The following is a 19,684-nucleotide window of genomic DNA, read 5'->3' as shown; positions in this document are numbered from 1 at the left end:
GAGGACGAGTCGACCGCCAGGACGAGGAAGGCCAGGACATGGGACGCCACCGACGCTCCGACGCCGGCCGCGCCGCCACGGGCCGCGCCGACGACTTCGCGGAGGGCCACGACCCGCTGTACTCCACCGCGGACGACGCCCCGACGATGGGGATCGCGCCCTATCTGAACCCGGAGGCGTACGCCGAGACCTACGCCAGGAGCGAGGCCTACCTGTACGGAGCCGGGACCTCCGCGGCCGGTGACCGCTTCACGGAGACGGCCGTCTTCGCGAGTGACGGATTCCCCTCCGACGGCTTCTCCTCCGACGGCTTCACCCCCGACGGCGGCGCCCGCCGCGCGGGCGCGCACCGCCGTCGGAAGAAGACCGCCCGCCCGATGCGCACCGGGCTGCTCGGCGTGTCCGCCGCGGTCGCCCTCGGCACGGTCGCCGTCGCCACGGGCGCGGTGCCGGGCCTGGAGAACTACAAGCTCGGCGGCGGCAGCGGTCCCGACAACGTCCAGGCCGGCGACACCTCGACGAGCTTCCCGACCGAGCAGGGCGGCACGTCCGGCAGCGCCGAGAGCCGGGACGACTCGCCCACCAGCCGGGACGCCGAGCGCTCCGTCTCGCCCTCGCCCTCCGCCTCGAAGTCGTCGACCTCCCCGACGAAGACGCCGGAGAAGGCCGACAAGACGCAGGAGAAGACGCCGGAGAAGAAGAAGCCGGCGGCCACGCCCAGCGAGAAGCCGTCCGACACGCCCTCCCGTACGGCCACGAAGGCACCGCGGAACCCCGGCGCCTCCGCGGCCCTCTCCGGGGAGTCCGCCGCGGCGGCGCAGGTGCTGTCGCTGGTCAACCAGGAGCGGGCGAAGGTGGGCTGCAGCCCGGTCGCCGCCAACAGTGCGCTCACCGACCTCGCCCAGAGCTACAGCGAGGACATGGCCGCGCGGGGCTTCTTCGACCACACCGACCCGGACGGCCGGACGCCGTGGGACCGGGCCGAGAAGGCCGGCATATCCAACCTGGGCGGCGAGAACATAGCCCGCGGCCAGGCCGACGCCGAGGCCGTGATGGACGCCTGGATGAACAGCCCCGGCCACCGCGCCAACATCCTGAACTGCGACTTCAAGACCCTGGGCGTCGGCGTCGAACTCGGCTCCGGCGGCCCTTGGTGGACGCAGAACTTCGGTTACTGAGGATCCCCGGTTCGAGGAACGTCCCGAGCCGTCGCCCCCTAGGCCGTGTCCGCACAGCCCCTCCGTCCGCCCGGAGGGCGGGCCCTGCGGCGTCTTGGGGCGACGGCTGCCCGGGCCCGTCCGCCATACCGCCCGGATTCCGCCGCCACTGCTTCATGGACGGCCGACCCGCTCGCCGCGGGCACCGAGCCGTTCCGCAGGTACCGCACGGGGTCCCGCTCGTAAGGCTCGCCCGCCGCGCGTACCGAGGCGTGCAGGGGCGGCCCTGCCGGGTGGCCGTGCGCCGGCTCCCGGAATGCCCCCGGGAACCGGCCGGTGTGTCCGTGGTCGCTGCTCACCGCGTCAGCGCAGGGCTCACGCCGCGGCCAGGCCCCTGAGGAAGGTCCTCGCCGTCTCCGTCACGCGGCGGCCCAGCTGTTCGGCCGTGGCGATGTCGGCCTTGTGGACGGCCTCCGGGCCCTCGTCGGCGTTGGTCTGCGCCGCCGCGCCCGCGAAGACGCCGAGGCGGTTCAGGTCGTGCTCGGAGCCGGTGCTGCTGTTCCAGCCCGGGAGCAGCCCCAGGTTGACCCAGTGCATGCCGAGCTGGGCGGCGAGGATCTGGAAGTACTGCAGGGTGTGCAGCTTGTCGCCGCTCTTGGAGGCGGAGTTGGTGAAGCCGGCGGCCAGCTTGTCCTTCCAGGCCTGGGTGGCCCAGCGCTGCGAGGTGGCCTCCGCGAAGACGTGGAAGGCGCCGGACGCGGTGCCCATGTAGGTCGGCGATCCGAACACGATGGCGTCCGAACGGTCGAGGACCGCCCACTGCTCCTCGGTGATCTCGTCGACGCTGATCAGGTGCACCTCGGCACCCGCCTCGACGGCACCGGCACGGACGGCCTCGGCAAGGACGGCGGTGTGGCCGTAGCCGGAATGGTAGGCAAGGGAGACGACAGGGGTGGTCACGGAGGAACTCCTTGAATGGGCAGGTCGCTGAAGATGACCAAAGGAAAGCACTAACTTCTAGTTAGTGCAACCTGCCGGTTAGCGCTGTGCTGACGTACGCTGGATCCATGACCACCACCCAGGAGCCCACGGAGAGGCTGGACGACCTCCCGTACAACGTGTTCGCCAAGGCCTGTCCCTCGCGCGGCACGCTCGAACACGTCACGGGACGCTGGGGCGGACTGACGCTCGGCGCCCTGTACGAGGGCTCGCTCCGCTTCAACGAACTGCGCCGCCGCGTCGACGGCGTGAGCGAGAAGATGCTCTCCCAGACCCTGCACGCCCTGGAGCGCGACGGCCTGGTGCACCGCGAGGCGCAGCCCACCAACCCACCCCGGGTGGACTACGAGCTGACGCCGCTCGGGCGCGGGGTCGCCGAGCGGCTGCTGAGCCTCATCCACTACGTGGAAGGGCGGATGGACGACGTGCTCGCCGCGCGCGAGCGCTACGACGAGACGCGCGGCGCCCGCTGACACTGCGGGCAGAAGTAGCTCGACCGGTTCATCCAGGCCCGGCGGCGCATGGGCGTGCCGCAGCGCCGGCAGGGCAGTCCCTCACGGCCGTACGCGTCGAGGGACCGGTCGAAGTAGCCCGACTCGCCGTTGACGTTGACGTACAGGCTGTCGAAGCTGGTGCCGCCCACGGCGAGGGCCGCGTTCATCACGTCCCGTACGTGCCCCAGGAGCAGCTGGGTGCGCGGGCGGGTGAAGGTCGCGGTGGGGCGCTCGTAGTGGATGCGGGAGCGCCACAGCGCCTCGTCCGCGTAGATGTTGCCGACACCGCTGATCAGTGACTGGTCGAGCAGGGCCCGCTTGATCGTGGTCCGCTTGCGGCGCAGCGCCTGGTGGAACGCCTCGTCGTCGAAGAGCGGGTCGAGCGGGTCCCGGGCGATGTGCGCGATGACGTCGGGCAGCCCGGCCGGGGTGTTCTCGTGCAGCGACAGTCCGCCGAAGGTGCGCTGGTCGACGAAGCGCAGTTCGGTGTCCAGGGCGTCGGTGAAGCGGACGCGGATGCGCAGGTGCTTCTCGTCGGGGGCCGTGTGCGGCTGGACCAGCAGCTGACCGCTCATCCCGAGGTGGGCCAGGATCGACTGGTCCGTGTCCTCCAGGGGCAGCCACAGGTACTTGCCGCGGCGGCCCGGGACGCCGATGCGGTGGCCCTTGAGGCGGTGCGCGAAGTCGTCGGCGCCCGCGAGGTGGCGGCGCACCGCGCGCGGGTGCAGCACCTCGGTCTCGGCGACGGTCCGGTGGGCGACCCACCGCTCAAGACCGCGCCGTACGACCTCGACCTCCGGCAACTCGGGCATGGGGATCCCCCGTCACGAACCTGCGGACGACCCGAGCGCCCGCCCCGGGCAGGGGCGGGCGCTCGGGTGCGCTGTGCTGTGGCCGGACGCCCGGTGCGGGCGGCCGGCTCGTCAGCCGTCGACGGTGCTGCCGTCGACGGCCGTGTGGGCGGCCTGTGCCGCCGCCGTCTGCGTCTCCTCGGCGGCCTTGGCCGCCTTGGCACGCTCGTCCGCGGCGGCCCGGATGGACCGCCAGGCGGACTCGGCGGCCTGCTGCTCCGCCTCCTTCTTGCTGCGGCCGGTGCCGGTGCCGTACGAGACGCCTCCGACGCGGGCGGCAGCAGTGAAGGTCTTCTCGTGGTCGGGTCCGGTCTCCGTGACCAGGTACTCGGGGACGCCGAGCCCCTCGGTCGCGGTGAGCTCCTGGAGACTGGTCTTCCAGTCCAGGCCGGCTCCGAGGTTCGAGGACTTCTCGATCAGGGGGTCGAACAGGCGGTGCACCAGCTCCGCCGCCGAGTCCAGGCCCTGGTCGAGGTAGACCGCGCCGATCACCGCTTCCAGGGTGTCGGCCAGGATGGACGCCTTGTCCCGCCCGCCCGTGCCCTCTTCACCGCGGCCGAGCCGGATGAAGGAGCCCAGGTCGAGCCCGCGGCCCACCTCGGCGAGCGCACGCGAGTTGACCACCGCGGCCCGGAGTTTGGCCAGCTGGCCTTCCGGCAGGTCGGGGTGGGTGCGGTACAGCGTGTCCGTGACCACGAGGCCGAGGACGGAGTCCCCGAGGAACTCCAGGCGCTCGTTGGTCGGCAGACCGCCGTTCTCGTATGCGTACGACCGGTGGGTCAGTGCGCGCACCAGAAGGGCGGACTCGACCTTGTAGCCGAGCCGCCCTTCCAGAAGCGTGTGGGACGAGGCCTGGTTGTCCGCCGGAGCACTCCCGCTCACGCGGGAAGACTTGTTCTTAGGCGTGGACACAGTGCCTCTCACCGACCGCTCAGACCTCGAGGACCTGGCGCTTGTTGTAGGTGCCGCACGCCGGGCACGCGATGTGCTGCAGCTTGGGCTCGTGGCAGCGCTCGCACGCAACCAGGGTGGGGACCGCAGCCTTCCACTGCGACCGGCGGTGGCGCGTGTTGCTGCGCGACATCTTCCGCTTCGGAACAGCCACGGCTACTTCTCCTGCTTCTCGTCGGCGCGTGCTGACTGAGGCGCGCCGCCGCTCATCTCGTCCTTCTCGCCGTCCGACATGGTGCCGGCGAGTCCCTGCAATGCCGCCCAACGGATGTCGACGGCGTCATGGTGGTGGTCCGGGTCGTCCGCCAGCCGCGCGCCGCAGTCGGCGCACAGACCAGGGCAGTCTTCCTGGCACACCGGCTGCATCGGCAGTGCGAGCACCACCGCATCACGCAGCACGGGCTCGAGGTCGAACAAGCCGTCCTCGAGGAAGAGCCTGTCCTCGTCGTCCTCGGCGTCGTCGCCCGGTTCCGCGATCACGCGGCCCCGGTCGTCGGCGTCAGGGTACGAGAACATCTCCTGGAAGTCCGCTTCGAGCTCCTGCTCCAGCGGCTCCAGACACCTTACGCACTCCCCCTCGGCCGTGGCACGGGCGGTGCCTGTGACGAGCACCCCTTCCATGACCGACTCCAGACGGAGTTCGAGCTCCACCGGGGCGCCTTCCGGCACTCCGATGACTCCCTTGATACCGAGGTCCTGGGGAGCGTCGACCGTGCGGGTCAGGCGCTGCAGCGCACCAGGACGCCGTCCCAGCTCGTGCGTGTCGAACACGAGGGGGTTGCGGTGGTCGAGGCGGGCGTTCAGAGCCATTCCTGCTTTCGATCTTCGAACTCAGAGGGACACTGCCCCGCGGTGTTCCCGGGCAGCGTGGATCGCGGACGTACGCGCGACCGAAGAGCCAGGATACTGGACCTTTCGCTGTCGGCCCAATCCGGTGCTCAGCCCTGCCCGCGGCCCTGCTCGTAGGCCCGGAGCTGCTCGGCACTGATCATGCTGGTGTCGAACAGGCTGGTCTCGTCGAGGGCGTACCCCTGCCGGCTCTGGTGTCCCTGGTGGCCCTGTTGCGGCTGCTGCTGGTTCGGGTCGTAGGCGGCCTGCTGCGGGTCGTAGCCCTGGTAGGCGTAGGGATCGGCCTGCTGGTAGCCGTACGGGTCCTGCTGCGCCGCGTAGGCCTGCTGCGGGTAGCCGCCGTAGGGGTCGGGCTGCTGCTGGTAGCCGTACGCCGGCTGGGGCTGGGCGTAGTCCTGCTGCCGGGCGGCGGGGCGCTCGGCGGGCGCGGACGGCTGCTCGGCGAGGGCGGCCAGGTCGGCGAGGTAGTCGGCGTCGCTGGAGTGCTGGACCGTGCTGGTGTCGTCGGCCAGGGCGCCGAGGTCGTCGGTGGCGATCCGGCCGTGCAGCTTCTGCCGGCCGCGCCCGACGGCCTCCAGGGTCTTGGCGAGGACGGCCTCGAAGGCGCCGAGCTTGGCGTCGACGTAGTCGTCGGCGGTGCGGCGCTGGGTCTCGGGGTCGTGGCTGCGCTCGGGGGCGTCCTCGTCCTGGTAGCCCTGCTCGTCGGTGCCGGGGCCGGTGCCGAGGAGCTTCTCGCGGCCGCGGCCGACGGAGCCGAGGGTCTTGGTGAGGACGACCTCGAAGTTGGCGAGCTTGGAGTCGACGTACTCGTCGGCCTCGGCGCGGACCTCCTCGGCCTCCTTGCGGGCCTCGGCGAGGATCCGGTCGGCCTCGGCCTGGGAACGGCGGGCGATCTCGGTGTCGGAGATCAGCGAGCCGCGCTCGGCGTGGGCGCTCTCGATGATCCGCTGGGCCTCCTGGCGGGCCTGCTCGACCATCTGCTCGCGGCCGCCGATCAGCTCCTGGGCCTGGGCGAGGGAGTCGGGCAGCGCCGCGCGCACCTCTTCCAGCATCGCGAGCAGCTCGGCGCGGTTGACCACGCACGAGGCCGACATGGGCATGGACCGGGCGCCGGAGATCGTGGTGACGATCTCGTCGAGCTTCTTCTGCACGTCCACCGTGTGCTCGCCACTCTCTACAGATGCGTTGGAGACGGACGGGACGACTGTACGGCCACGGGGCACCCGCCGGACACCGGGTGACGGGTGGTCAGGTCCGCGCGGGACGCGGCGGGACGCGGTCAGTCCTTGCGCAGCCGCTCCGTGAGCGCCTGGAGGACCTCGGCGGGCACCAGGTGGGAGACGTCGCCGCCCCAGGTCGCGACCTCCTTGACCAGGGAGGACGACAGGAAGCTGTAGGTGGGGTTGGTGGGGATGAAGAGGGTCTCCACGCCCGAGAGGCCGTTGTTCATCTGGGCCATCTGCAGCTCGTAGTCGAAGTCGCTGACCGCGCGCAGGCCCTTGACGATGGCGGGGATGTCGCGCTGCTTGCAGAAGTCGACGAGGAGGCCGTGGAAGGCCTCGACGCGGACGTTGCCGTACTCGGCGGTGACCCGGCGGATCAGGTCGATCCGCTCCTCGATCTCGAACAGGCCCCGCTTGGCCTGGTTGATCATCACCGCGACGTAGACCTCGTCGTACAGCCTGGAGGCGCGGGAGATGATGTCGAGGTGTCCGTTGGTGATCGGGTCGAACGACCCGGGACAGACGGCACGGCGCACTTGTGATCCCTCGCTCTCCGGTCCGGTCATCGTGCGTCTTCGCACGTAGAGGCGGCGCGACCGTACCAAAACGTTCCCTCGCCGTAGCGACGGGCCCGGAGGGGTTCGAAACCCTCGGGCCACCGGAATTCACCGCCTCTGGTGCTGCGCTCCACGGTGACGAGGGCTTCCTCGGCGAGCCAGCCCTCCGAGCGGAGTGTGAGGAGGATCTCCCGAAGATCGTCGTCCGTGACGGCGTACGGCGGGTCGAGGAAGACGAGGTCGTACGGGTCGCCGGGGGGTGCGGTACGGATGATCTGTTCCGCTTTGCCCGCTCTGACCTCGGCGCCGGGGAGGCCGAGGTTCTTGACGTTCTCGCGGACGACGCGGGCGGCTCTGGCATCGGCTTCGACGAGGAGCGTGTGGCCCGCGCCCCGGGAGAGGGCCTCCAGGCCGACCGCGCCGGAGCCCGCGTAGAGGTCCAGCACGCGCTCGCCGTCCAGGGGGCCGCCGAGGAGGGACTGCCAGGTCGAGAAGAGGCCTTCGCGTGCGCGGTCGGAGGTGGGGCGGGTGCCGGTGCCTGGGGGTACGGCCAGGCGACGTCCGCCGGCGGCGCCGGCGATCACGCGGGTCATCTTCGGTCCTTGGTCGGGGGCGGTTTTCGGTATCAGTGTGGCTGGTCGCGCAGTTCCTCGCGCCCCTGGAGGAGGGTCGGTCACCCTCACCCCTTCTCCAGGTACTGCTCCCTCTCCTCGTCCAGGAGGGCGTCCAGGGCCGTCCGCAGGGCCGGCAGGCCGGTCAGCTCCGGGTCCGCGGCCACGACGGCCGTCGCCTCCTCCCGGGCCTCCGCGATGATCTCCTCGTCCTCGATGACGGCGAGCATCCTGAGGCTCGTGCGGGCGCCCGACTGGGCCTGGCCGAGGACGTCGCCCTCGCGGCGCTGTTCGAGGTCGATGCGGGAGAGCTCGAAGCCGTCCAGCGTGGACGCCACGGCGTTCAGGCGCTGACGGGCGGCGCTCGCCTCGGGCATCTCGGTCACCAGCAGGCACAGGCCGGGGGCCGAGCCGCGCCCCACGCGGCCGCGCAGCTGGTGGAGCTGGGAGACGCCGAAGCGGTCGGCGTCCATGATCACCATCGCGGTGGCGTTGGGGACGTTGACGCCGACCTCGATGACCGTCGTGGCGACCAGGACGTCGGTGTCACCGGCGGCGAAGCGGCGCATGACGGCGTCCTTGTCGTCCGGGTGCATCCGGCCGTGCAGGACCTCGACGCGCAGGCCCTTCAGGGGGCCCTTGGCGAGCTGGTCGGCCACGTCCAGGACGGCCAGGGGCGGGCGCTTCTCGGCGGCGTCCTCCGGGGACTCCGGGGGCTTCTTGCGGCCGGCCTTCTTCGGGTCGTCCTCCTCGTCGCCGATGCGGGGGCAGACGACGTAGGCCTGGTGGCCGTTGGACACCTCCTCGCGGACGCGCTCCCAGGCCCGGGCCAGGAAGTGCGGCTTGTCGGCGGCCGGGACGACATGGCTGGCGATCGGGGAACGGCCGGCCGGGAGCTGGTCGAGGACGGAGGTCTCCAGGTCCCCGAAGACCGTCATGGCGACCGTGCGCGGGATGGGCGTGGCCGTCATGACGAGCAGATGCGGGGGCTGCCTGCCCTTGCCGCGCAGGGCGTCGCGCTGCTCGACGCCGAAGCGGTGCTGTTCGTCGACGACGACCAGGCCCAGGTCGTGGAACTGCACCTTGTCCTCGATCAGCGCGTGCGTGCCGATGACGATGCCGGCCTCGCCGGTGGTCAGGTCGAGCAGGGCCTGACGGCGGGCGGCCGTGCCCATGGAGCCGGTGAGCAGCACGACCTTGGTGCCCTGCTCGGCCCCGCCCAGCATGCCGCCCTCGGCCAGCTCGCCCATCATCTCGACGACCGACCGGTGGTGCTGCTGGGCGAGCACCTCGGTGGGCGCGAGCATCGCGGCCTGCCCGCCGGAGTCGACGACGGCGAGCATGGCGCGCAGCGCCACCATGGTCTTTCCGCTGCCGACCTCCCCTTGCAGCAGCCGGTGCATCGGATGGTCCGTGGCCAGGTCGGCGAAGATCTCGCGGGAGACGCGCTGCTGGCCCTCGGTGAGGGTGAAGGGGAGGCGGGCGTCGAAGGCGGTGAGGAGGCCGTCCGGGGCGGGCCGGCGGGGCACGGCGGGGAGTTGGGCATCCGCGTGGCGGCGGCGGGCCAGGGCGACCTGGAGGACGAACGCCTCGTCCCACTTCAGGCGGGAGCGGGCGTCCTCGATGTCGGCCTTGGTGTGCGGGCGGTGGATCTTGAGGAGGGCCTCGGGGAGCGGGACGAGGCCGCGGCCCCGGCGCAGGCTCTCCGGGAGCGGGTCGACGGCCTCCTGGGCCGTGGGCAGGACCGTCTGGAGCGCCTTGCCGATCTTCCAGGACTCCAGCTTGGCGGTGGCGGGATAGATCGGGATCAGGGCGCCCGCCCAGGTCTCGACGGACTCCTCCGGGTCGCCGCGCAGCAACTCGTAGGCAGGGTGGGCGAGTTGGAGGCGGCGGTTGAAGACGGAGACCTTGCCCGCGAACATCGCGCGCGTGCCCGGCAGGAGTTCCTTGTGGGGCTTGTGGACGCCCGCCCCGAAGAAGACCAGTTGGAGCCGGCCGCTGCCGTCCGTGATCGTGACCTCCAGGCGCTGGCCCTTGCCGCGCGGGGCCTTGGCGGAGGCGAAGGTGTGCAGCCGCGCGTCGGCGACCTGGGCGACCACCGTGACGTGCTCGTCCATGGGGAGGTCGGCGAGGTGGGTGAGCTGGCCGCGCTCCTCGTATCTGCGCGGGTAGTGGTGGAGCAGGTCGCCGACGGTGTGCAGGCCGAGGTGCTCGGCCATCACCTTCGCGGTGGCGGGGCCGAGCACCGACTTCAGGGGTTGTTGCAGCGGTTCTTCCAGTGCGGGCACGAGATCCATTGCACACCACGTCACTGACAATGGCCTCCAGGCGGTGGCCGGATCGTCGTAAAGATCCCGGAAACCCCTGGTCAGGCGGCTCGCCAGGGCCATAGGATGACGCGCTCCCGGCCCTCTTTCGCGGTCACCGCTCCACCGGGACCGCCCGACCCCGCGCCGTCGCGAGTCCCCCACCGGCGCCGTGAAGATGGACTCCCAGACCTCACCGGCATCCCAGCCCTCTCCTCCGCCTCCCTCACCTCACACGTTCCAGGTCGACCTGCGTGGTCTGGTGGACCTGCTCTCCCACCACCTCTACTCCAGTCCGAAGGTGTATCTGCGCGAGCTGCTGCAGAACGCCGTGGACGCGATCACCGCCAGACGCGCGACGGAACCCGATGCTCCGGCCCGGGTCCGGCTGTACGCGGAGGGCGGCGCGCTGCGCGTCGAGGACACCGGCGTGGGGCTCACCGAGGCGGACGTGCACAGCCTGCTCGCCACCATCGGGCGCAGTTCCAAGCGCGCCGAGGGGCTGCAGGAGGCCCGGTCGGACTTCCTCGGGCAGTTCGGCATCGGCCTGCTGGCGTGTTTCGTCGTCGCCGAGCGGATCCGCGTGGTCAGCCGCAGCGCCCGTACGCCCGGGGCGCCGCCGGTGGAGTGGACGGCGTCCGACGACGGTTCGTACACCGTGCGGACCGTGCCGGACGCCGAGCGGCCCGAACCGGGCACCACCGTGCACCTGGTGGCCCGGCCCGGGGCCGCGGAGTGGCTGGCGCCCGGACGGGTCGAGGCGCTGGCCCGGGACTTCGGGTCGCTGCTGCCGTACGACGTCCGGGTGGGCGACGAGGCGGTCACCGACCTGCCCGCGCCGTGGGACCGCCCGTACCCGGGCCCGGCCGCCCGGCGGGTCGCCCTCGCGCGGCACTGCCACGAGCTGTTCGGGTTCACGCCGCTGGACACCGTCGACCTGTCCGTGCCGGTGGCGGGCATCCGCGGGGTGGCGTACGTGCTGCCGGCGGCGGTGAGCCCGGCGCAGCGCGCGGGGCACCGCGTGCACCTCAAGGGCATGCTGCTGACCGAGCGGGCCGAACAGCTGCTGCCCGACTGGGCGTTCTTCGTGCGCTGCGTGCTCGACACGGACAGCCTGCGGCCGACGGCCTCGCGCGAGGCGCTGTACGAGGACGAGACGCTGGCCGCCGTGCGCGAAGCGCTGGGCGAACGGATCCGCGCGTGGCTGACGGGTCTCGCGGCCGGTGATCCGGAACGGCTGGCCGCGTTCCTGGCGGTGCACCACCTGGGCGTGAAGTCCCTGGCGCGGCACGACCGGGAGATGCTGCGCACGATGCTGCCGTGGCTGCCCTTCGAGACGACCGACGGGCGGCTGTCCCTGGAGGAGTTCGCGCAGCGGCACCCGGTGGTGCACTTCACGCGGACGGTGGAGGAGTACCGGCAGGTCGCGCCGATCGCCTCCGCGCAGGGCATCGGCGTGATCAACGGCGGCTACACGTACGACAGCGAGCTGGTGGAGGCGCTGCCGTCGGTGCGGCCGGGGACCGTGGTCGCCGAGCTGGACGCCGAGACGGTGACCGCGCACCTGGACGCGGTCGACCCGGCCGAGGAGCTGGCCCTGTCCGGCTTCCTGGCCGCCGCGCGGGCCCGGCTCGACCCGCTGGGCTGCGATGTCGTGCTGCGGGCGTTCCATCCGCTGTCCGTGCCCGCGCTGCACCTCGACGACCGCGACGCCCGGCACGAACAGGCCCGGGCGGACGCCGAGGAGCGCGCCGACGACCTGTGGGCGGGCATCCTCGGCTCCCTGCGCGGCAGCGCGCCCCGCGCGCGTCTGGTGCTGAACCATCTCAACCCGCTCGTGCGGCGGATCAGCGCCCTGCCCGACGCGGAGCTCATCGGCACGGCCACGGAGTCGCTGTACGGGCAGGCGCTGCTGATGGCGCAGCGGCCGCTCAGGCCCGCCGACTCGGCGCTGCTCAACCGCGCGTTCATCGGCCTGCTGGAGTGGGCCACGCACAGCGAGGACGGTCAGGCATGAGCGGGATCACGGACCTCGACGCGCTGCGCGAGGCGATGGCGGAGAATGCCGAGCGGCCGGAGGGACCGGCCCGCAACGCGCGCGCGGAGGAGCTGCTGGCGGCGGCCGAGAAGCTGCACGTCCCGCTCGCCGTGATCGAGGCGCTCGGGCACCAGCTGAAGGTCTACAACTACAGCTCCGAGAAGGGAAAGATGTTCGTCCCCTTCGCGCGGCTGCTGCGGATGTGGGACGAACGGCCCGAGGACTTCGACGAGTTCGAGGCGCACTCCCTGCACTGGGTCTTCAAGTGGGTGTCGTCCGGCATGCTCGACCAGCCGCACATCCCGCTCGCCTCGATCGAGAAGTGGCTCGGCGAGATGGAGCGCCGCTACCGGCTCGCCGGGTACGCGGAAGGGGCCGTGCGCAGCGCCGAGCACAGTGTCGCCGCGCATGTCGGGGACGTGCCGCGCGCGGAGCGGGCGTACGCCGCGTGGCTGGCCGCCGACCGGGACGCCATGTCCGACTGCCACGCCTGCGAGCTGCACGGGCAGGGCTGGTGGCAGGCCGAGCTGGGCCGCGACGAGGAGGCCCTGGAGCTGTGGCGGCCGGTACTGGAGGGCCGGTACACCTGTGCCCACGAGCCGCACACGACCCTGGCCTCCTCCCTGGTGCCGCTGTTGCGGCTGGGCCGCATGGACGAGGCCCGGGCCAACCATCTGCGGGGGTTCCGCCTCGTCCGGACCATGGAGAGCATGCGCGGCGCCTACGCGGAGCACGTGGAGTTCTGCGCGCTGACCGGCAACGAGGCGCGGGGGCTCGAACTGCTCGCGGAGCGGCCGGCGTACTTCACGGACGACGGGCAGCCGCAGAGCAGGCTGGACTTCCTGAGCGTGGTGGCCCTGCTCATGGACCGCCTCACCGCGCTCGGTCTCGGCGACCGGCAGGTGCCGGGCCCGGCCGGCCGGGAGTGGACCGCACGGGAACTCGCGGCACGCGCGCGTGCGGACGCCCTCGCGCTGGCGGCCCGCTTCGACGAACGCAACGGCACGACCCGCGTGGGCGAGCGGGCCCGGGCGCGCATGGCACAGAAGCCGCTCGCCGAGCGGCTGCCACTGGGGGTGCGCTCGGTCGGTCCGGCCCCCGTACCCGCTCCCCCGGCGGCCGTGGCCACCGCCGACGGGCAGCCGGATCTGCCCTCCCTGTTGGCCGAGGCGCGGCGGCTGTCGGACCACCTGCGACCGCACGCCGTGGAGGCGTGGGCGGCGGTCGCCCGGGCCGCGGAGGGCGTCGAGCTGGACCCGCGCGACCGGGCCGAGATCGCCGACCACGAGGCGATGGGCCTCGGCCCGGCGGGCGCCGCGCTGTTCGAACGAGCCGCGGAGCTGTACACGGAGGCCGGCGACCCGGGCGAGGCGCTGGCGGCACGCGCGCGTGCGGCGTACGTGCGGGCGCTGGGCGGTGACATCGCCGCGGCGGTCGCGGCCGTGGCGGGGCCGTACGAGGAGGTCCTCGCGCTGTACGCCGCCGGTGGCACCGGGACACGGCAGACGGCGGCCGTCCTGATGGGCCGGGCCCGGGTCCTGCTGCGCCGGGCGCACGCGGCGGAGGGACCCGGCGCGGAGGCCGCGTACGGCACGGCCGAGGCCGCCGTGCGCGAGGTCCTGGCCCTCGTCGACGGGCGCACCGGCGAGGACGTACGGCTGGCCGCGCGGGCCGCCGAGGCCCAGGCGATGCTCGCCGAGCTGGCGGGACTGCGGGGAGACCTGGCGGCGGCCGTGGAGCTGTTCGCGCGGGGCGCGGCCGCGTTCGTCGGGGCGGGGCTGCCCTGGTTCGCCGTGGAGTACGAGGCCCGGCTGGCGTCCCTCGCGCACCACCTCGGCGACACGGCCGAGGCGGAGCGGGCGCTGCGGGCCGCCCTGGAGCACGGCGGAGCGCATCTGGAGGCGCCCGGGCGGGCCCAGCTGCACCTCCAGCTCGCCGAGCTGCTGGGCAACCGGGACGAGGTCGCCGAGGCCGCGCAGCACGCGCTGGAGGCCGCGCACTGGGCCGACGCGGCCGGCGAGAGCGCCACCCTGGGCGCCTGGGCGCGGCAGCAGCTCGGCGGGTTCCTATTGCGGCAGGGGCGATGGGCGGAGGCGGCGGAGGTGCTGGAGTCGGCGCTGCCCGACCTGAGCGCAGAGACGCACGGCGACGGGGCGATCGTGCAGACGCAGTGGTGGCTCGGCGACTGCCTGAGCGAACTCGGCGAGCACCGCGCGGCCGCCGAACGGCGCCTGCAGGCGGCCGAGATCGCCCGCACCTGGCCCGAGCAGTACGACCACGCGACCCTCGCGCACCTGGCCGGGGAATCCCTCGGGCAGGCGGGACTGGCCGCCGAGGCCGAGCGGGCCTACGCGCGCGCGGGCGAGCTGTGGCGGGACCTCGGCAACCCGCAGGGCCTGGTCCGTTCCCTGCGCGCCCGCGCCTGGCTGGCGTTGCGCACGCCGGACGGCCTCACGGCGGCCCGGGCGCTGATGGCGGACGCGCTCCGGGAGTGCGGGAGGGCACGGGACGCGGCGGCCGACGAGGAGTCCCGGCAGTCGTTCGTCGCCGAACTGGGCCACACCCATCGCCAGTTCGGCGACCTGCTGGCCCGGGCCGCCTCCGGCGGCGACGCCGGGACCCCGCTCCCGGCCCTGTTCGAGGAGGCACTGTCCCAACTGCGGGCGTCTGCCGAGGTGTTCGCCGCCCTCGGGGACGGCGCCCTGCACAGCCGCACCGACGCCGAGCTCACCGCGGGCCGGCTGGAGGTCGAGCTGGGCCGCCTCACCGAGGCGAGGGCACGCGCACGTGCGGTGCTGGCGGCGTACGCCGGTGCCGACGGCACGGACGGCGGGAAGTCGCCCGAGGACGCCGACGACACCGGCGAGGCGGTACGGACCCGGCGGGCGGAGGCCGAACACCTGCTCCGCGTCGCGACGGAGCAGAACCAGGACTGAGACGCCCGTCGCCCACAGCGAGCCCGGCGCGAGGCACCCACCGTGCCGGCCCGTCCTATTCGACGCCGATGAGGAGCAGGGATCCCTGTCGTCCGCCTCGGTAGACGACCGTGTCGACGGCCAGGTAGCCCTCGCGGACCCGGTCCTGGAGGTGCTCGGCGACGGTGTCGGGGACCTCGTCGCCGAGGACCAGGGTGACCATCTCGCCCCCGGCCGCGAGCATCCGGTCCAGCACGGCCGCCGCCGTGGCGGTGACGTCCGAGCCGATCACGGCCACGTCGCCGTCGATCAGGCCGAGGACGTCGCCGGCCTGGCAGATGCCCGCCATGGTCCAGGACTCGGCCTCGGCGACGGTGACCTCGGCGTGGCGGGTGGCTCCCGCCGCCGAGGTCATCGACACGACGTCCTCGTCGAAGCGGCGCCCGGGCTCGTGCACGGCCAGCGCCGCGATGCCCTGGATCGCCGAGCGGGTCGGGATGAGCGCGACGCGGACGCCCTCCGTGCGGACCTGCTCGGCGGCCGCCGCCGCGGTGTGGCGCAGCTCGTCGTCGTTCGGCAGCAGCACGACCTCGCGCGCGTGGGCCCGCCGTACGGCCTGGACGAGCTCGCCGCTCGCGGGCGGCTCCCCGGGGCGGGCGAGCACGGTGGTCGCGCCGGCCTCGGCGTACAGCCCGGCCAGGCCCTCGCCGGGCACGACGGCGACGACGGCGCGTTGCGCGCGCTCCCGGGGCGCGCGCTCGGCGCCCGTGGTGTGGACGTCATGGGCGCCGAAGTGCGTGATCCTGATCCGGTGGGGGCGCCCGGCCTCGATCCCGGCCTCGACGGCGGCGCCCGCGTCGTCGACGTGGACGTGCACGTTCCACAGCCCGTCGCCGCCGACCACGACCAGGGAGTCCCCGAGGGCGTCGAGCCGCCGCCGCAGCCGCGCGACGGCCGCGTCCTCGGCCTCCAGGAGGTAGATCACCTCGAAGGCGGGCCCGTCCTGGTGGGGCGGGTCGGTGCCGTCGCCCGGGTCGGCACAGGTCGTCAGGGGGTCGTCGAAGGGCTCCACGGCCGCGTGCGCCGCGGCCCCGGCCGGTTCCTCGCCCACCGGTTCCGGCCCCACGCGCGCGTGCGCCACGGCCGGTTCCCCGGACCCCGGCGCGGACACCCCGCTCGCCGGCCCCGAGGCCCTCGCCTCCGGCACCCGCCCCGCGCTCGCTCCCGGCACCCGCCCCGCGCTCGCCACCGGTCCGCGCGGCCGCTCCCCCGTGAACGTCTCCACCAACGCCCCGAGCACCGCCACCAGCCCTCGCCCGCCCGCGTCGACCACGCCCGCGCGGTCCAGCACCGGCAGCTGCTCCGGGGTCGCGGCGAGGGCCTCGCGGGCGCCTTCGTAGGCGGCGCGGGCCACGCTCCCGCAGTCCCCCTCGGCACCGCCCGCGGCGTCGGCGGCGTCGGCGGCGGCCGAGGCGACCGTGAGGACGGTGCCCTCGACGGGATGGGCCACGGCCTGGCGTGCGGAGTCGGCCGCCTGCCGCAGGGCGAGGCGCAGGCCCCGGCCGTCGGCGTGCGCCTGCGCGTCGTCGGCCAGCACCTGGGCCATGCCGCGCAGCAGCTGCGCGAGGATCGTCCCGGAGTTCCCCCGGGCACCGATCAGCGCCCCGTGTGCCATCGCCCGCACCGCGTCGGCCAGGGTCGGCCCTGCCGGAGCGGGGTCCGCGGCGCCCGCCGGGCCCGCCGCGTGGCCGGCGAACACCGCCTCGACGGCCGCGACCGCGGATTCCACGGTCAGATACAGGTTCGTGCCGGTGTCGCCGTCGGCCACCGGGTAGACGTTGATCGCGTCGATCTCCTCGCGCGCCCGCCCCAGCGTCTCCAGCGCGAGGCCGCACCAGGTGCGCACCGCGAGAGCATCGAAGAATGTCTGCGGCACCTGCGCCACCGCGCCTCCCTGAGCTGCTGGACGTGGCTCGCAGCGTAGACCCCGGGGCGGTCCCCGCCGGAAGAGGGCCGGGGGCGGGCCCCTGAGCTGCCGTGCTAGTTTTCTTGTACGGGTGCAGCCGTTGTATGCTGCTCCGGTTGCCCGATCCTGATCGGGCTTTCCCACCTGGCAGCGCCACTCAGATCTCGCCGGCTCCCCGGAGCCACAGGATCTCGATCCCGGCATGCCGGGATCAACCGTAAGTGCATCTGAAGTCTTTGGAGTGACCCGTGGCTGCCAACTGCGACGTCTGCGGCAAGGGGCCGGGCTTCGGCAACAACATCTCGCACTCGCACCGCCGTACGTCCCGCCGCTGGAACCCGAACATCCAGCGTGTGCGTACCGTGGTGGGCGGGACGCCGAAGCGCGTGAACGCTTGCACCTCGTGCATCAAGGCCGGCAAGGTCTCGCGCTGACGCTCAGCTAGCGCGCGGCCACTGCTGGTTCGCTGAAGGAGCCGGTCCACCCAGGTGGACCGGCTCTTTGGCGTGCCCCGGCCATGCCCGGCGGTTCGTCCCGCAGTCCGTCCCAGCCGGTCACGAGCCGTCGCGGAAGCGCCAGCCGTGATCCACCGGTCCGATGCCCCCGCCGAGCGCGAACCCGGCCGCGACGGCCCCGGTGACGTACTCCTTGGCCGCCGCCGCCGCCTCCGGTACGGAGTCGCCCTTGGCGAGCTGCGCGGCGATCGCGGAGGCGAGCGTGCAGCCGGTGCCGTGGGTGTGGCGGTTGTCATGCCGGGGTGCCCGCAGCCAGTGCTCCTCGGAGCCGTCCGTGAGCAGGTCCACGGCGTCCCCCGCGAGATGGCCACCCTTGATCAGCGCCCAGCGCGGCCCGTGTCCGAGCACGGCCGCCGCGGCCCGCCGCATGTCACCCTCCGACTCGACGCGCACACCCGTCAGCTGGGCCACCTCGTCGAGGTTGGGCGTGGCGACCGTCGCCACCGGCAGCAGCTTCGTACGGACCGAGTCCAGCGCCGAGGCGGCGAGCAGGGAGTCGCCGTGCTTGGAGACGCCGACCGGGTCGACGACCGCCGGGGCGTCCGTTCCGGCGATCAACCCGGCGACCGCCTCGACGAGTTCCGCCGAGGCGAGCATGCCGGTCTTGACCGCCCGGACTCCTATGTCGTCGACGACGCTGCGGTACTGGGCGCGCACGGCCGCCACGGGCAGTTCCCAGGCACCCTGCACCCCGAGCGAGTTCTGCGCGGTCACGGCGGTGATCACGCTCATGCCGTGGACGCCGAGCGCCAGCATCGTCTTCAGGTCGGCCTGGATGCCGGCGCCGCCGCCGGAGTCGGAGCCGGCGACCGTGAGGACGGTGGGGATCACGGCTCCACGTCCCCGAAGTGGTCCCAGCCGCCCTTGCTCGTCCACGGCGCCCCGTCGACCGTCACCTGGGGCAGCGCCGAGGGGTTGAGGACCTCGCCGATGACCTTCCAGCGGGCGGGCAGCTTCACGTCCGGCGGGAAGGTCGCCACGATCGCGTGGTCCTCTCCCCCGGTCAGCACCCACTGCATCGGGTCGACCCCGACGGCCTGCCCGATGTCGTTCATCTGGGAGGGGATGTCGATCGCCTGGGAGCGGATGTCGATGCGCACCTTGCTGGCCTCGGCGATGTGCCCCAGGTCGGCGATCAGCCCGTCGCTCACGTCGCACATGGCGGTCGCCCCGAGCCCGGCGGCGGCCGGCCCGGCGTGGTACGGCGGCTCGGGCCGCCGGTGGGCCTCCACGAACGCCCGCGGCGAGCGGAACCCCCGGGACAGCACCGCGTACCCGGCCGCCGACCAGCCCAGCCAGCCCGTCACGGCGACGAGGTCGCCGGGCTGCGCGCCCGCCCGCGTCACCGGCTCCTGGTTGCGCAGGTCGCCCAGCGCGGTGATCGACACCATGATCGAGTCGCCGCGTACGACGTCCCCGCCGACCACGGCCGCGCCCGCCACCTGGCACTCGTCGCGCAGGCCGTCCATCAGCTCGCTCGGCCACGTCACCGGCAGCTCGGCCGGGACGACCAGGCCGAGCAGCAGCGCGGTCGGCACGGCGCCCATGGCGGCGATGTCGGCCAGGTTCTGCGCGGCGGCCTTGCGCCCCACGTCGTAGGCCGTCGACCAGTCCCGGCGGAAGTGCCGGCCCTCCACCAGGATGTCCGTGCTCGCCACGACCCTGCGGTCGGGGGCGGCCACCACGGCGGCGTCGTCGCCGGGGCCGACCCGGACCGCCGGGGTGGTGGTCAGACGGGAGGTGAGCTCCCTGATGAGCCCGAACTCACCGAGCTCACCAACAGTGCCCTTCATTGCCCTTTCTCCCCTTCTGTCCCTGTCCGTGCCCGATCGCGGGGCCTCTGAGCCCCCGCTACGGTCGAGGTGACCCTCACGTTCTGCCGGACCTGCCCCCCGGCGCGCAAGACCCGGTATCCGCAGGTCTCCCCGCGGCGAGCGGCAACGCGATACCGTGGCGTTCCTTTTCCCCACATGATCCTCGTGGCCGCCGTGGAGGTTCCGTGGTACAGGCGTACATCCTGATCCAGACGGAGGTCGGCAAGGCGTCGACCGTCGCCGAGACGATCAGCAAGATTCCTGGGGTCATCCAGGCCGAGGACGTCACAGGACCGTACGACGTGATCGTGCGGGCCCAGGCCGACACCGTCGACGACCTCGGTCGCATGGTGGTGGCCAAGGTCCAGCAGGTGGACGGCATCACCCGCACCCTGACCTGCCCGGTGGTCCATCTGTAGCCCCCGTCTGCCCGTGCCG

Annotated in this window: 18 protein-coding genes; 6 read left to right on the top strand and 12 right to left on the bottom strand. The window is 73.3% G+C overall.

Annotated elements, in window-relative coordinates; translation table 11 throughout:
- The first annotated feature begins 38 nt into the window (after nt 1-38).
- Complete coding sequence (locus ACIGAQ_RS35575; protein ID WP_399790368.1) at nt 39-1,178, top strand: CAP domain-containing protein; 1,140 nt, start codon at nt 39-41, stop codon at nt 1,176-1,178.
- Between the two features lie 354 nt (nt 1,179-1,532).
- Here ACIGAQ_RS35575 and ACIGAQ_RS35570 read toward each other — a convergent pair whose 3' ends face one another.
- On the bottom strand, nt 1,533-2,117 hold the full coding sequence (locus tag ACIGAQ_RS35570; protein ID WP_311685411.1) for a flavodoxin family protein: 585 nt from the start codon (nt 2,115-2,117) through the stop codon (nt 1,533-1,535).
- Between the two features lie 107 nt (nt 2,118-2,224).
- On the opposite strand from ACIGAQ_RS35570, the gene ACIGAQ_RS35565 reads away from it, so the two are divergent.
- Nucleotides 2,225-2,629, top strand: coding sequence for a helix-turn-helix domain-containing protein (locus ACIGAQ_RS35565; protein WP_362281842.1), 405 nt, complete (start codon nt 2,225-2,227; stop codon nt 2,627-2,629).
- Here ACIGAQ_RS35565 and mutM read toward each other — a convergent pair.
- From mutM to recG, 8 genes are all read right to left on the bottom strand, one after another.
- Nucleotides 2,602-3,462 carry a bifunctional DNA-formamidopyrimidine glycosylase/DNA-(apurinic or apyrimidinic site) lyase gene (gene mutM / locus ACIGAQ_RS35560; RefSeq protein ID WP_399790364.1) on the bottom strand — a complete coding sequence of 287 codons (861 nt, stop codon included), beginning with the start codon at nt 3,460-3,462 and terminating at the stop codon, nt 2,602-2,604. The genes ACIGAQ_RS35565 and mutM overlap by 28 nt on opposite strands.
- A 111-nt stretch (nt 3,463-3,573) precedes the next feature.
- Nucleotides 3,574-4,413, bottom strand: coding sequence for a ribonuclease III (gene rnc / locus ACIGAQ_RS35555; protein WP_373453382.1), 840 nt, complete (start codon nt 4,411-4,413; stop codon nt 3,574-3,576).
- 19 nt (nt 4,414-4,432) lie between these two features.
- Complete coding sequence (gene rpmF, locus ACIGAQ_RS35550) at nt 4,433-4,606, bottom strand: 50S ribosomal protein L32 (RefSeq protein WP_006139588.1); 174 nt, start codon at nt 4,604-4,606, stop codon at nt 4,433-4,435.
- Between the two features lie 2 nt (nt 4,607-4,608).
- The gene (locus ACIGAQ_RS35545; protein WP_399790359.1) at nt 4,609-5,262 is read right to left on the bottom strand and encodes a YceD family protein; all 654 of its coding nucleotides are present in this window, start codon (nt 5,260-5,262) and stop codon (nt 4,609-4,611) included.
- 128 nt (nt 5,263-5,390) lie between these two features.
- The gene (locus ACIGAQ_RS35540; RefSeq protein ID WP_362281848.1) at nt 5,391-6,458 is read right to left on the bottom strand and encodes a cell division initiation protein; all 1,068 of its coding nucleotides are present in this window, start codon (nt 6,456-6,458) and stop codon (nt 5,391-5,393) included.
- A gap of 122 nt (nt 6,459-6,580) precedes the next feature.
- Nucleotides 6,581-7,060: a pantetheine-phosphate adenylyltransferase gene (gene coaD / locus ACIGAQ_RS35535; protein WP_094055748.1), complete on the bottom strand. Its 480-nt coding sequence runs from the start codon at nt 7,058-7,060 to the stop codon at nt 6,581-6,583.
- Nucleotides 7,061-7,086: 26 nt separating this feature from the next.
- Nucleotides 7,087-7,674 carry a 16S rRNA (guanine(966)-N(2))-methyltransferase RsmD gene (gene rsmD, locus ACIGAQ_RS35530; RefSeq protein ID WP_311685425.1) on the bottom strand — a complete coding sequence of 196 codons (588 nt, stop codon included), beginning with the start codon at nt 7,672-7,674 and terminating at the stop codon, nt 7,087-7,089.
- Nucleotides 7,675-7,760: 86 nt separating this feature from the next.
- Entirely contained in the window at nt 7,761-9,989 is a 2,229-nt protein-coding gene (gene recG, locus ACIGAQ_RS35525) for an ATP-dependent DNA helicase RecG (RefSeq protein WP_399790355.1), read from the bottom strand.
- 187 nt (nt 9,990-10,176) lie between these two features.
- On the opposite strand from recG, the gene ACIGAQ_RS35520 reads away from it, so the two are divergent.
- Both ACIGAQ_RS35520 and ACIGAQ_RS35515 read left to right on the top strand, forming a co-directional pair.
- Nucleotides 10,177-12,015, top strand: a complete 1,839-nt coding sequence (locus tag ACIGAQ_RS35520) for an HSP90 family protein (RefSeq protein ID WP_399790352.1) — start codon at nt 10,177-10,179, stop codon at nt 12,013-12,015.
- Nucleotides 12,012-14,972, top strand: a complete 2,961-nt coding sequence (locus tag ACIGAQ_RS35515) for a tetratricopeptide repeat protein (protein WP_399790349.1) — start codon at nt 12,012-12,014, stop codon at nt 14,970-14,972. Before ACIGAQ_RS35520 ends, ACIGAQ_RS35515 begins: the two co-directional genes overlap by 4 nt.
- A gap of 55 nt (nt 14,973-15,027) precedes the next feature.
- Here ACIGAQ_RS35515 and ACIGAQ_RS35510 read toward each other — a convergent pair whose 3' ends face one another.
- Nucleotides 15,028-16,896 (bottom strand): DAK2 domain-containing protein, encoded by a 1,869-nt coding sequence (locus tag ACIGAQ_RS35510; protein ID WP_399790347.1) that lies wholly within the window; start codon nt 16,894-16,896, stop codon nt 15,028-15,030.
- A 269-nt stretch (nt 16,897-17,165) separates the two neighbouring features.
- Here ACIGAQ_RS35510 and rpmB point away from each other — a divergent pair, with 269 nt between their 5' ends.
- Nucleotides 17,166-17,351, top strand: coding sequence for a 50S ribosomal protein L28 (rpmB, locus tag ACIGAQ_RS35505; RefSeq protein WP_003993230.1), 186 nt, complete (start codon nt 17,166-17,168; stop codon nt 17,349-17,351).
- A gap of 120 nt (nt 17,352-17,471) precedes the next feature.
- Here the strand turns inward: rpmB and thiD are convergent, their stop codons facing one another.
- Entirely contained in the window at nt 17,472-18,263 is a 792-nt protein-coding gene (gene thiD, locus ACIGAQ_RS35500; protein ID WP_399790344.1) for a bifunctional hydroxymethylpyrimidine kinase/phosphomethylpyrimidine kinase, read from the bottom strand.
- Complete coding sequence (locus ACIGAQ_RS35495; protein ID WP_309095148.1) at nt 18,260-19,225, bottom strand: thiamine-phosphate kinase; 966 nt, start codon at nt 19,223-19,225, stop codon at nt 18,260-18,262. The genes thiD and ACIGAQ_RS35495 overlap by 4 nt, the downstream gene beginning before the upstream one ends.
- 206 nt (nt 19,226-19,431) lie before the next feature.
- On the opposite strand from ACIGAQ_RS35495, the gene ACIGAQ_RS35490 reads away from it, so the two are divergent.
- Nucleotides 19,432-19,665 carry an Lrp/AsnC family transcriptional regulator gene (locus tag ACIGAQ_RS35490; RefSeq protein WP_003997603.1) on the top strand — a complete coding sequence of 78 codons (234 nt, stop codon included), beginning with the start codon at nt 19,432-19,434 and terminating at the stop codon, nt 19,663-19,665.
- Nucleotides 19,666-19,684 lie beyond the last annotated feature (19 nt).

The organism is Streptomyces sp. NPDC085932 (genome assembly GCF_044540525.1).
GTDB lineage: Bacteria > Actinomycetota > Actinomycetes > Streptomycetales > Streptomycetaceae > Streptomyces > Streptomyces levis.
Note: the sequence above shows the minus strand (reverse complement) of the source record. Positions and strands in the feature narration are given on the sequence as shown.